Origin of the sequence: Aminicella lysinilytica (genome assembly GCF_004362975.1) — a bacterium.
Taxonomy (GTDB): domain Bacteria; phylum Bacillota; class Clostridia; order Peptostreptococcales; family Anaerovoracaceae; genus Aminicella; species Aminicella lysinilytica.
In genome coordinates this window covers 52,616-64,305 of the sequence record NZ_SNXO01000003.1, presented here as the reverse complement: position 1 = coordinate 64,305, position 11,690 = coordinate 52,616, and the positions used below count along the sequence as shown (strand labels likewise).

Genomic DNA, 11,690 nt, shown 5'->3' with positions numbered 1-11,690 from the left:
ATATTAATATAGAAAATCGGATTGGAGGTTTATATATGGATAAGGAATCCAGAGATTACGAAGTATGCCTTTGTTATCATGTCACCCGTGGTGAAATTGAAGACATGATAAAGGAAAACAACATCAGAGATCTTAAGACCCTCTGCGAGGTCGCCAAAGTTGGCGACAAGTGCGGCGGCTGCCGGGAAGATCTCGATATGATACTGTCTGAGGTGAACAGCTAATAAGTTGTCACAGAAAAGTCGCAAAAACTTGACCATTTCGCTATCTGCCATAAAAATATTAATGCAAAGAAAAACCTGTAATCATTGCGATTACAGGTTTTCATTTGGAGGCGACACCCAGATTCGAACTGGGGAATAGAGGTTTTGCAGACCTTTGCCTTACCACTTGGCTATGTCGCCATATGCTTGATAAAATTGTGAACTGCTGTGTTGCCCAGTTCATTAATTGTGAGACGCGATTAGATCGCGTCTCGATATTGGCTAGGGTAGCAGGATTCGAACCTGCGCATGATGGAATCAGAATCCATTGCCTTACCACTTGGCGATACCCCATCGCGAACAATATAATGGGGTGGGTAGTGGGGCTCGAACCCACGCATGCAGGAATCACAATCCTGTGTCTTAACCACTTGACTATACCCACCATAGTAACTGTAATTGTACCATATATGCCCTGCAAATGCAAAGCATAATGGAACAATTAAGTAAAAAATTGGCGACCAAGAACGGGCTCGAACCGTCGACCTCCAGCGTGACAGGCTGGCATTCTAACCAACTGAACTACTTGGCCTCATACTTGATAAAATTGTGAATTACTACGTTGCTCAGTCCTCGTCCTCGATCACGTACAAAAGTACGTTTCTCTCGCTCCTCACACTGTGCGCCTTGTCCTTCGCAATTTTCTCTGCGTATACTTTGAATCTTTAAAATTGTGAATTACTGCGTTGCTCAGTCCTCGTCCTCGATCACGTACAAAAGTACGTTTCTCTCGCTCCTCACACTGTGCGCCTTGTCCTTCGCAATTTTCTCTGCGTATACTTTGAATCTTTAAAATTGTGAATTACTGCGTTGCTCAGTCCTTCGCAATTTTCTCTGCATATACTTTACATATACTTTGAATGTAGTGATTTGGTGGGCGTTATAGGGCTCGAACCTATGACCCCCTGCTTGTAAGGCAGATGCTCTCCCAGCTGAGCTAAACGCCCATAATGGTAGCGGCGAGTGGAGTCGAACCACCGACCTTCCGGGTATGAACCGGACGCTCTAGCCAACTAAGCTACACCGCCACATTGCATTATGTGAAATCACTGCAAGAAATATACTACCAAAATTCCCGGCCCCTGTCAACCTGTTTTTTGGTTTATAATCGTTATTTTGCTTTATTTCTTATATAAGCTCATGGATTCCAGACCTGAGCTATTATGCCTTATATAACTCCCACCTGCACTGCCCCACTATATACTTCAATTCAAAGATCCGCAGTGTCTGATCTATCTCGGACTGGCATGTGTATACTATAGAATCTATTCCGGCAAGTTTTCTGCTGTCAGCACTTATTATCTTATCTATCCTGACCTCTATACGCCGCCCTGAGCGATCTTCATATCTGAATTTATACGGCGTAGGTTTTCCCTGCACGCTGAATGTTGCTATCATATCCACCGGTTTCGCTACTATTTTCATTGTCTGAAACCTCCCATCATAAGAAAATTGCCGCCGTTTACTCCACCCTCAATAGGGTTCAGATCAGAGTTTGCGAAGACACCGCGGTAAATAGCCTCTGAGCCAAATCTGCTTCTTATCTGATCTACAGCATCGTTAAGGGCTTCGTCCTTCTCTATTGTTTCCACGTCAAAAACTGTCAGCTGGTATTCATCATCACGAACGAATTCACCTACCCGCACTCCCAGTTGCCTTATAGGCTCACCTTTCCAGGATTCTGATAAAAGCCGGCAGGCATATCTGTATATGGTCGTAGTATCTGATGTGAAGAAAGGCAGCTTGAGCTGATGCGTGTACCGAATAAAACTACCGGTGCATACGCTGACAACTACAAGACTGGCTTTGCACCTGTGATGGCGCAATCGTCCGCCTACCCTTTCTGTCAAAGACAGTAAATACGACCTGGCTTCCTGAGGATCCAAAAGATCATATTTGATCGTCATGCTGTTCCCTATGCCCTTCTGCACGATCTGGTCGTTTGGTATTATCCGGCCATTATCTATGCCGTTGGCGTATTCCCATATAAGCGTGCCGTGGCTTTTAAACATAGCCTTCAGTAACAAGGGATCGGTTTTCGCCAGGCCGCCAATGGTTCTGATATTTATCTTTCCCAACCTGCGTGTAGTGGCCCTGCCTACCATAAACAACTCCCTCACATCCAGAGGCCACATCTTATCTCGTATATCTTCATCTGTAAGCAGGCAGTGGACCTTATCCGGTTTTTCAAGTTCGCAGGCCATTTTAGAAAGCAGTTTGTTGCGGCCCACTCCTACATTTACAGTAAAGCCCAACTCGGCTTTAATACGTTCCTTTATTTCATAAGCTGTTTCCACAGGCGACGCAGGATGACCTGCGCACGTCCTGTGATCTAAAAAACACTCGTCTACGCTGTATCTCTCTATAAGCGGGGAATATTCCTTTAAAATTTCATACATAGCATCACTGCACCCGAGATACAGATCGAAGTTCGGCGGAAAGACCAGCAGTTCAGGACATTTCCGGCGAGCTTCAAACAAGCTGACACCCGTGCCTATGCCCAGTTTCCCGGCAGGTATGGACTTGGCCAGAATTATTCCATGCCTGTTCTTAGGGTTTCCGGCAATCACTGCCGGTACCGTTCTTATATCGACGGGATATCCCTGTTCCAGCAGGGCTGCCGCCGTCCAACTCAGATATGCAGAATTGGCGTCTACCTGCAATACAGTCATACTCACACACCTCCCGATCAATAGCATCTTTCAAACACGAACAAATGTTCTTTTAGTAGGTATAGTATAACACCTGCCGGAAATGATTTCAACAGGTGTTTTGATTATTTGTATAAATAATTACGGGCGCATATCAGAGCCTTACCATGACCTGCTCGTCAGCCTCGATTTCATCAGGCTTAACCCGGCAATCCCAGGCGATCACATGGACGCCCTCCGTGCTGGCCTGCCTGAGCGCAGTTGAAAAATCCGGGTCGTGGTCATCATTCGGCTCCAGCCAACGCATACCCTTCATTTGAACTATGAACAAAACGTAACTTGAGAAGCCCTCGCTTTTCGCCCGGCACAGTTCGTTGACATGCTTGAGTCCACGCTCCGTCGGCGCATCGGGGAAGCTGGCAACGCCGTCATCCTCGAGAGTCACGCCCTTCACCTCCAGCCAGCCTTTGCGGCCCGCCTCGTCCTCTATGTAAAAATCAAAACGCGAATTGCCGTATTTTTGTTCGGCCTTTACTACCGTCAGTCTGTCCATGTCCGGCAGAAGAATACGGCCAGACAAAAGCCCTTCAGCGGCTATTTTGTTCGGGGCCTGTGAGTCCATATTCACCAGCAGGTCGCCTTTTTCCACGGCGATGAGAGAGTATCGCATCTTGCGGCTTCCCATGCGGCCGTCGAAGTCCTCCAGGTAAACTACAGCCCCCGGCACCAGCAATTCCCTGCAGCGGCCGGTATTTTTTACGTGGACCCGCACTTCTTCGCCGCCTATGCGCACCAGAGCCACGAAGCGATTGGGCCTTTCTATGAAATTTCCTTTTACAATGTTTTCGTACTTCATACATTGAATTTTAACAGAAATCACGGTATAATGGAATATGTTTTACTGCAGAAAGGAGGATTTTCATGGCATCACCGGGTCCAATCGCCTTTACAATATTCGGCGTCGACATAATGTGGTATGGGATCCTCATCGGTCTGGGGTTCGTACTGGCCATAATAATATGTTACAAACGGGCGCCCAGACACGGCATAGAAAGCGAGCACGTGATCGACTTCGCCATATGGCTCATCCCCTTCTCCATCCTTGGAGCGCGAGCTTATTATGTGATTTTTAACTGGAGTTACTATTCAGAATATCCCAGTATGATTCTCAATACGCGAGCGGGAGGCCTTGCCATACACGGCGGCATCATCGCAGGGCTCATAGTCGCTCTGCTGGTCTGCAGGCACTATAAGATCAGGTTCCTGGAAATGGCCGATCTGGTCTTTCCTGCAGTAGCACTGGCTCAGTCCATCGGGCGCTGGGGAAATTTCTTCAACTCCGAGGCTCACGGCACTCCAACGGATCTGCCATGGGCGATCCTGGTCGACGGGCAATACGTTCATCCTACATTTTTATATGAATCATTATGGTGCTTCGCGCTGTTCTGGTTTCTGCTGTGGGTGGACAAAAGACGGGCTTTCCCGGGTCAGATCGTATGTCTCTACGGCATGCTGTACTCTGTGGAACGTTTCTGCGTGGAGCATCTGCGCACGGACAGTCTCATGATCGGCCCTTTCAGGCAGGCACAGGTAATAAGCGCGGTGGCTTTCATAGTCTGCCTCGTGATATATATTATTTTGTACAAAAAAGAACTTAGCAAAGGAGCAAACAAGCAATGAAATTAGGCATAGTAGGCCTTCCAAATGTAGGCAAAAGCACCCTCTTCAACGCCATAACCAAGGCCGGCGCGGAGGCTGCCAATTATCCTTTCTGCACTATTGAGCCAAACGTCGGAGTCGTTACGGTCCCTGACGAACGCATCAAAGTGCTGAGCGATATACATCATTCCAAGAAAACCATCTACACTACCATAGAATTCTGCGACATAGCAGGTCTGGTAAAGGGCGCATCCAAAGGTGAAGGCCTGGGAAATAAATTCCTCGGTCACATCAGAGAGGTAGCGGCCATCGTGCACGTGGTAAGATGCTTTGAAAATGACAATATAGTCCACGTATCAGGGAAAATAGATCCTCTCGATGATATAGAAACTATAAACACCGAACTTATACTGGCTGACATGGAGTCTCTGGACAAACGCATCCAAAAGGCTCAAAAAGGCGCCAAGAACGACAAAAGTCTCGCAAAGGAGCTGGTCATCCTCCAGAAGGTAAACGAGTTCCTGGGAACAGGAAAATCAGCCAGAGCTATGGAGCTCACCGACGACGAGGCCGCCTTCGTTGATACTCTGGAGCTTTTATCCTATAAACCGATAATATATGTAGCAAATGTAGCTGAAGACGATGCTGCCGACGATTCCAACAACGAATATGTCAAGGCTGTACGCGACTTCGCAGAAGGCGAAGGCGCTGAAGTAGTCGTTATCTGCGCCGAAATAGAGCAGGAAGTCTCAGAACTGGACGACGATGAGAAGACTATGTTCCTGGAGGAGCTGGGCATCTCAGAATCCGGTCTGGACAAACTGATCAAGGCTTCATATAAACTGTTGAATCTGATTTCATTCCTCACCACCGGAGAGGATGAGACCCGGGCCTGGACCATTACAAATGGCACCAAGGCTCCTCAGGCAGCCGGTAAGATACATACCGACTTCGAGAAAGGCTTCATCCGCGCTGAGACCATCAACTATGCTGCCCTTATGGACAGCTGTGATGGAAGCATGTCCAAAGCCAAGGAAAAAGGTCTGCTCCGCTCCGAAGGTAAAGAATATGTTGTCAAGGACGGCGATATCATCACCTTCCTCTTCAACGTGTAGGGTAATTATTTTCTGCACATACGGCTCCACGGCCCGTAGATGGTCTTTCCATTGAGGGTCGCGCAGCCTCTTATCTGTATGTAGCATTTCCTGTATTTGGATGCTACCTTCAATGCACTGTTATAGTTTTTAATGGTGTATTTTTTTACGCTTTTCCTGAATTTTTTATCCTGGCAGATGCGTATCTGATACTTTTCCACATTGCTGGCCTTATGCCAGTACATCTTTATCCTGTTTTTGCTCTGCTTCTTTACTTTGAATCCTGTTACGATTTCCGGTATCTTGACGATTCTGAAAGGTACAACCTTAGTTCCCTGATATTTTCCGATACCCGTCATGACTACGCTTGCCGTGCCTTCTGCAACATTGTTGATATATGACAAAGTATAATCCTGACCGTTTATCAGATTCATTCCTTCATATACTGCCCACTGGGGCTGAGGCGTGAATGCGAGGCCAGTGTATAGTTCATCGGCTACAGCGGCAGTCGATGCTGATGCTATATTGGCTCTTTCTATATAGAAGGCCGTTTGAGCCGACCCCTTAAAGCGGTTCCCCATACCATTTACTGTTATATAACCGAGGCCAACTTCAACATTATCTCCATAAGTCACTGTGTAGTCTTTCCCCTTGATCAAAGGGCCATACTGTGATGGGGCTGCCAGGCTGAACTTCGGAGTATGCTGCCTGCCATTGTATACGGCCGCACCCAGGGCCATGACCGATGCCACCCTGCCTATGTCAGCTTTGTCTATAACAAAGGTACCTTTGTGCATGCCGCCGTACCTGCCGGTGCCGGTGATAACGTAGCTGGCTGTGCCCGGCATGATATTATCCGCAAAAGTTATAGTGTAGTCGCGACCGCATACCAGTTCGCTGCCGTTGGAAAGATTTATGGTAATAGGCGGAACTATGGGATTTCCCGTATATTTAGCTCCGATAACTGTGAAATCAGGTAGCATATCGAAATTGCTGCCCGGTAAAGTTACCTTCACATCTTTTATTATCACGTTGGTCTCGATCTGCGTTCTTGCCAGAGCCTTAGATGCAGCCCTTCCCGTAGTCTCTCCCGCGAATACTGTAGACGGTATCATTGCAAATACCAGGCACATAGTTGTTATTGCTGTTAATATTTTCTTCTTCATTTCTTAGTCTTCCTTTCTGATTTTCTTTCTCTGATGCAATACTGCTGCCAAGGCTACCAAGGCCGCTGCAAACAGTATGGCGTACAGTATCAATTTAGAGTTGTCTCCTGTCTTCGGGGTCCTTGTAACTGTCTGCGGTCCCGGACTGTTATAAAGTTCTGCCTCGCCCTTTATGGAATCCGTTTTGGAAAGATGTGGCGTTACGCGTTCGTCCTTCATAGTTACTTTCTGTATTTCACCTGTATCCAGTACAGTGAATTTCAAATCGGCTGCGGTCATATAGCCGTCAGGCGCCAATATTTCCGTAAGCGTATATTCTCCCACAGGCAGTTTTTCTATTCTGGTTGGTTCTTTCCCTGTAATCCACCGACGCACAACCTCTCCATTACTATCTTTTATCTGCAGCTCAGCTCCTACTACCGGTTCTCCTGTCGACAGATCTTCCTTGCTTATGTCGACTCTTATGACCTTATCCGTCATTGTTACGTACTGATCTGGATTCCCATTGCCTACATTCACTTCTACGTCGCCGGCCGTGGCGTATCCCAAGGGTGCCAGGTCTTCGTGAAGCCTGTATGTACCTGTTGCCAGGCCTTTAATGATATGTGCAGTGCCAGTCGATATCCAGCTCTCTACTACCTTGCCCGCGCTGTCAAATAAAGTGAGATGGGCCCCCGACAGTTCTTCCTCACCTGTGAATGAAACCTTGCTCACATGAAGTGTCGTAACATGGTCATAGGCAGTTGCCGTGTAGTCGAAATATGCCGTATAATCATCATTTCTCGGACAGTTCTTATAGATTATCTCGTGATTGATCCCATAGCCTGACGGCGCCTTTGTCTCTATTATCCGATATGCTCCCGGCAGTTGATTTTCCAAAACCCCGTAACCATTAGCATCGGTAGTGACATTGCCGGCCTTTTCCCAGGTATCCTTTGTGCCATCTCGAAGTTTCTCTATGGAAAACTCCGCCCCCTGCAATGTGCCGTAGCCCTGAGCCACAGATCCGCCGGTTTCAGCGTCTTTCTTCTCTATATGTATATTGACCAGCTGGAAAGCCTCCGGCTGTATCACCGGATTTCCATCGTTATATACCACAGCCTTCGGCGTCATGCCGTCAGATCTGAGCTGCGTGGTTATGGTATTATAATTGATCAGATAACCCGGAGGCGCCGTGATCTCCTGGAATGTGTATGTGCCCAGTCTTGCGGCCGGCGTACCGTCACTGGTTCTATAGAGGTCATCACTGCCTGACAAAAGGTGGGCTGCGTCGTAGGATATACGACCGTTTTCATCTGTAACAAAACGCCAGGTGCGAATAATGCTTGCTGGGCTACTTTCTTCTTCTGCAACGTCTCCTGCTTCTTCCTCTCCTGAGTCACCGTCACCATCACCCAATTCGCTGTCTACATCAGAATCTTTATCTTCATAAGACTCATCTGTATCTTCTCCTGCGGTTGTGCCTGTTTTAGACCCGGCTTCTATATCTTCTGCTGTGTAATATCCATCGTAATACCTGACCTCAAATATGGCACCTGCCCGGCTGGGAATATCATCATACCAGAAAGTTCGGTCGCCTTTCTTTTCCAGCATAAATTCCAAAGGCGAAGAAAGGAATTTTTCAATGCTGTTCACGACTACCGGCTCTGTGATATCCGCGCCTTCCAGTATGCTAACTTCATGTACAGTCTCATCCAACTCATATGCCTCGGGAGCTTTGGTTTCTTTTACGGTATAATTTCCGTACTTCATAGCTACAGTTTCGCTTTCGCCGTCTTCATCGGTAGTCAGCACATCTACAGGTATTCCTGCCTTGTCACCATCCTGTACCATCATGCCTGTCACCTGATTGCCATTGCTGTCATAGACTGTATATTCTGCTCCCTTAAGAGAATACACATTCCCTGTCGTATAAGCTGGATCTGCAGATTGCTTCTCCACCTTCAGACCACCCATTTTAGGAGCATCCTTGCTCTTGACTACTATAGTTACATTTTTCTTTACGGTGACCTTATACAATTTCTTGTCTTTATTGTATTTTCCGTTGGTCGGGCTTCTTGTCTCTTTTACGCAATACTTTCCTACGCTCAGCTTACCCGACTTTTCCCTAGAACCTATGGTAAGTACATCGGCCTGCGCGCCGGAGGTGCTCCAGCCCTTGTAAATGGTATATTGCGCGCCCTTAAGTGAATATGTGTCTGCATAAGCCGGCACTGTAGAACTTTTTGTTATCTTGATATATCCGTAAGCCGGGTGCAGGGACCAAAAAACCATGTCCTGCTGGTCGCCGCCCTTAAGGTTCACATAAAAGCATTCGAAATTGTCAGGTGCAGCATCTAAAGCCTTAGCCTGATCAAATAACTTCTGTATCTGCTCCTTATCGCCATTCTGACGTTCATAGGATCCGGCGCTTTTATGATTGTATTTTGTGGCGCCGTATCTGTAATTGGCCATACAAAGAGCCGCGCAAACTATGTATCTGTAACGCGGGTTCGTCTTAGGCGTAAGACTGTACTTCCCCGATGTTTCTGCCAGATACGCAATTTTAGTACGCAGATCCGATTGTGTCTTTTTCACCATAGAATGCCTGCCCTGACTATCGTATAAATTCTGCGCATCATATTCCGTACAGGATCCCTTCATAGTTATGGGCTTTCCCATATACGATGTGGTAGCACTGAAATATGTATGGACCCCCGTATCTGCGTAAAAATACGCCTTTACATTGCACTCCTTAGTCACTGCGCCATGGGAGATTCCGGCTTCATTGCCCGGAAATGTCTCCGCACTGACTGAAAACCCGATCATGAGCAGGGCTATTAGCATAATTACGAGCCCCCTCTTCAACAAATCACTTACTTTCATTCATCCTCCTTCTCTACACAAAAAAACAGGCTGTGCCTGCTTGCAAAACAAAAGAGACCAGAACTAGCCGATCTCTTCTGTATATGAACTTTCAATTGTTATTAGCCTGTATTATCATAGTCAATTAGTCTTTACTATAAATTTCTTAAAAGCTCCGTACCTGCCATAATTTAGGTCGATGTCCCTGATGAAAGGTTTGGCAGAAGGCGCAATGATCAACGGCAAGCCTTCAACGTGTATCAGCTCGTCGTCACCCCTGAGTTTATCCGGATACATGTCAAAGGTATAACTGCAGCAACCCGATTTGATTACCGTCATTCTGAGATGCATACCAGACTCCTCTATTTCACGTATCTTTTCCTTAGCTTTATCCGATATTCTGATTTTCACTTCACTCATATCCATAATAGTACCTCCGCTTCTCTAACTTGGGTTTCTTATACCCAGGTTTTCTGCGAATAACCTTATGAAACGATATACTATATCTCAGTTATTTTATCAAACCTGAAGGCACCTTGACTGCATAAATGCTTATGAGCTTGTCATCACTCTTCTTCCCGGTGCCGCGGTTATTAATGAATACCAGATAATCCAACCCCTCTTTATAATTTTTATCTTTTAGTACGAAGCCCTGGCCTGTACCTACAGCGTTTACCTCGACATTTTTATTCCCGGACTTTTCCACCTCGCCATAGGTTATGGTAATGCTGCCCAGGACTATACTGCACTGAAACGCCATACATATGAGTATTATGGCTACGATCTTTTTCATACGGCTATTCCCTCTCTGATTATATCTATGGATCCGCTGCTTCTGGTATAGTAATACACGCTATTCGACAAAACATCCTTCGGTTTTAATACCGTATTATTTGCATCGGCTACTATTTCAGCCAGATGATCCGGGTCAGCATCGTAGACCGGTATAGTTATGACCTCATGTATAGATGACGGGATTATATACAGATCCGAATCGACCATATCAGCAAGGTTCTTCAGCTGCTCGTCATAAAGCATTGCCACAGCGCCTATGATACCCTTTTCATTAGTTACAATATTTACACTCTCACCTATATTCTCTGTATGTGGCGGCAGTATTCTCTGAGTGTTCACTACAGCAAGACTGAAAAGTTCTTCTTCAGTTTTTCCCATTCTTTCGAGCATATCATCAGTTATATTCGCCGTATTGAAGCTACCGTCAGGCAATGGCATTATCAGCCTGTAAACAATAGCCAGATCCATATAATCTCTATGCGGCATGGTCTCCAGTAAGTCCTTGTTGTTATCTCTGTTTATCAACATCATTATTACAGTATCATCGCTGTTCTCAACAGTAATACACTCCGCCATAGCTTTGCCATAGTTTATCCCATAGATGTAAAACTCCGCTGCAAATTTCAATACCTTATCCATATTTTTGCATACCTTATATTGATCATACAGTTGATCTACATATAATGTAGGCGTCGGGTCTTTACAGTCGGACTTGCTGATTATGATTGCTTCTTTGAATCCATTTACCTTAGGGATCATTTCCACTTCTACGTTATATTCCTTAAACTCCTCCGGCAGATAATCCTTGATGCTATCCACCACCTTGTTCTTAAATCTTAAATAATTCATATTTCTCCTTTCAATAGGCCACATACTCGTATTTCGATACGGCAGTCAGCCTTCCTCTCTTAATAATTACTTTCACAGCCGGTCTTTCACCGGCAAAAAATTCTATATCAACTTTACACTTTCCCTTTGGCATATTAAGACCTGCCATGGCTTTTGCCTGAGCCCCGGCCTTCTCTTTGTTAAAATAAAGGTTGCCATCGCCGAAAGCCTCTTCATCCAGACATAAAGCGGCCGTAGCCGCTGCTTCATCTGCAGCGAACTTCATTTCCTGCTTAGTATGAAGCATCTGATTACAGGTAAACTGCATGCCTGTGATGGTAACGATAAACACCACTATGCCTATGGTGATTATGAGGTTTTTCACAAGGC

Annotated in this window: 12 protein-coding genes and 6 tRNA genes; 3 read left to right on the top strand and 15 right to left on the bottom strand. The window is 46.1% G+C overall.

Features of this window, described 5'->3' with window-relative positions; genetic code table 11:
* Positions 1-35 precede the first annotated feature (35 nt).
* Positions 36-224: a (2Fe-2S)-binding protein gene (locus tag EV211_RS01400; protein ID WP_166635329.1), complete on the top strand. Its 189-nt coding sequence runs from the start codon at positions 36-38 to the stop codon at positions 222-224.
* Between the two features lie 105 nt (positions 225-329).
* Here EV211_RS01400 and EV211_RS01395 read toward each other — a convergent pair.
* From EV211_RS01395 to sfsA, 9 genes are all read right to left on the bottom strand, one after another.
* Positions 330-404, bottom strand: a tRNA-Cys gene (locus tag EV211_RS01395).
* A 78-nt stretch (positions 405-482) separates the two neighbouring features.
* Positions 483-557, bottom strand: a tRNA-Gln gene (locus EV211_RS01390).
* 15 nt (positions 558-572) lie between these two features.
* Positions 573-648, bottom strand: a tRNA-His gene (locus tag EV211_RS01385).
* 70 nt (positions 649-718) lie between these two features.
* Positions 719-795: transfer RNA gene (locus EV211_RS01380), tRNA-Asp, on the bottom strand.
* 339 nt (positions 796-1,134) lie between these two features.
* Positions 1,135-1,210 (bottom strand) — tRNA-Val (locus tag EV211_RS01375).
* Between the two features lie 4 nt (positions 1,211-1,214).
* A tRNA-Met gene (locus EV211_RS01370) sits at positions 1,215-1,291 on the bottom strand.
* Between the two features lie 133 nt (positions 1,292-1,424).
* Entirely contained in the window at positions 1,425-1,688 is a 264-nt protein-coding gene (locus EV211_RS01365; RefSeq protein ID WP_133527641.1) for a hypothetical protein, read from the bottom strand.
* A complete protein-coding gene (locus tag EV211_RS01360) occupies positions 1,685-2,935 on the bottom strand; it encodes a Y-family DNA polymerase (RefSeq protein ID WP_133527640.1) in 1,251 nt (416 codons plus the stop codon). Before EV211_RS01360 ends, EV211_RS01365 begins: the two co-directional genes overlap by 4 nt.
* 133 nt (positions 2,936-3,068) lie before the next feature.
* Complete coding sequence (sfsA, locus tag EV211_RS01355; protein WP_133527639.1) at positions 3,069-3,770, bottom strand: DNA/RNA nuclease SfsA; 702 nt, start codon at positions 3,768-3,770, stop codon at positions 3,069-3,071.
* 65 nt (positions 3,771-3,835) lie between these two features.
* On the opposite strand from sfsA, the gene lgt reads away from it, so the two are divergent.
* A complete protein-coding gene (gene lgt / locus EV211_RS01350; protein WP_133527638.1) occupies positions 3,836-4,594 on the top strand; it encodes a prolipoprotein diacylglyceryl transferase in 759 nt (252 codons plus the stop codon).
* Positions 4,591-5,688, top strand: coding sequence for a redox-regulated ATPase YchF (gene ychF / locus EV211_RS01345; protein WP_133527637.1), 1,098 nt, complete (start codon positions 4,591-4,593; stop codon positions 5,686-5,688). Before lgt ends, ychF begins: the two co-directional genes overlap by 4 nt.
* Positions 5,689-5,693: 5 nt before the next feature.
* Here the strand turns inward: ychF and EV211_RS01340 are convergent, their stop codons facing one another.
* The 6 genes from EV211_RS01340 to EV211_RS01315 all read right to left on the bottom strand — a co-directional run bounded on the left by EV211_RS01340 (position 5,694) and on the right by EV211_RS01315 (position 11,685).
* On the bottom strand, positions 5,694-6,833 hold the full coding sequence (locus EV211_RS01340) for a hypothetical protein (RefSeq protein WP_133527636.1): 1,140 nt from the start codon (positions 6,831-6,833) through the stop codon (positions 5,694-5,696).
* 3 nt (positions 6,834-6,836) lie between these two features.
* Complete coding sequence (locus EV211_RS01335; RefSeq protein WP_133527635.1) at positions 6,837-9,698, bottom strand: MSCRAMM family protein; 2,862 nt, start codon at positions 9,696-9,698, stop codon at positions 6,837-6,839.
* Between the two features lie 120 nt (positions 9,699-9,818).
* Positions 9,819-10,103, bottom strand: a complete 285-nt coding sequence (locus EV211_RS01330) for an iron-sulfur cluster biosynthesis family protein (protein ID WP_133527634.1) — start codon at positions 10,101-10,103, stop codon at positions 9,819-9,821.
* 85 nt (positions 10,104-10,188) lie between these two features.
* Positions 10,189-10,470 (bottom strand): hypothetical protein, encoded by a 282-nt coding sequence (locus tag EV211_RS01325; protein WP_133527633.1) that lies wholly within the window; start codon positions 10,468-10,470, stop codon positions 10,189-10,191.
* Positions 10,467-11,321, bottom strand: a complete 855-nt coding sequence (locus EV211_RS01320) for a DUF5688 family protein (RefSeq protein WP_133527632.1) — start codon at positions 11,319-11,321, stop codon at positions 10,467-10,469. Before EV211_RS01320 ends, EV211_RS01325 begins: the two co-directional genes overlap by 4 nt.
* 10 nt (positions 11,322-11,331) lie before the next feature.
* On the bottom strand, positions 11,332-11,685 hold the full coding sequence (locus EV211_RS01315; RefSeq protein WP_133527631.1) for a hypothetical protein: 354 nt from the start codon (positions 11,683-11,685) through the stop codon (positions 11,332-11,334).
* Between the last annotated feature and the right edge of the window lie 5 nt (positions 11,686-11,690).

Coding starts and splice junctions, on each gene's coding strand:
- EV211_RS01400 (WP_166635329.1), top strand. CDS start 36: ATGGATAAGGAATCCAGAGATTACGAAGTATGCCTTTGTTATCATGTC.
- EV211_RS01365 (WP_133527641.1), bottom strand. CDS start 1,688: ATGAAAATAGTAGCGAAACCGGTGGATATGATAGCAACATTCAGCGTG.
- EV211_RS01360 (WP_133527640.1), bottom strand. CDS start 2,935: ATGACTGTATTGCAGGTAGACGCCAATTCTGCATATCTGAGTTGGACG.
- sfsA (WP_133527639.1), bottom strand. CDS start 3,770: ATGAAGTACGAAAACATTGTAAAAGGAAATTTCATAGAAAGGCCCAAT.
- lgt (WP_133527638.1), top strand. CDS start 3,836: ATGGCATCACCGGGTCCAATCGCCTTTACAATATTCGGCGTCGACATA.
- ychF (WP_133527637.1), top strand. CDS start 4,591: ATGAAATTAGGCATAGTAGGCCTTCCAAATGTAGGCAAAAGCACCCTC.
- EV211_RS01340 (WP_133527636.1), bottom strand. CDS start 6,833: ATGAAGAAGAAAATATTAACAGCAATAACAACTATGTGCCTGGTATTT.
- EV211_RS01335 (WP_133527635.1), bottom strand. CDS start 9,698: ATGAAAGTAAGTGATTTGTTGAAGAGGGGGCTCGTAATTATGCTAATA.
- EV211_RS01330 (WP_133527634.1), bottom strand. CDS start 10,103: ATGGATATGAGTGAAGTGAAAATCAGAATATCGGATAAAGCTAAGGAA.
- EV211_RS01325 (WP_133527633.1), bottom strand. CDS start 10,470: ATGAAAAAGATCGTAGCCATAATACTCATATGTATGGCGTTTCAGTGC.
- EV211_RS01320 (WP_133527632.1), bottom strand. CDS start 11,321: ATGAATTATTTAAGATTTAAGAACAAGGTGGTGGATAGCATCAAGGAT.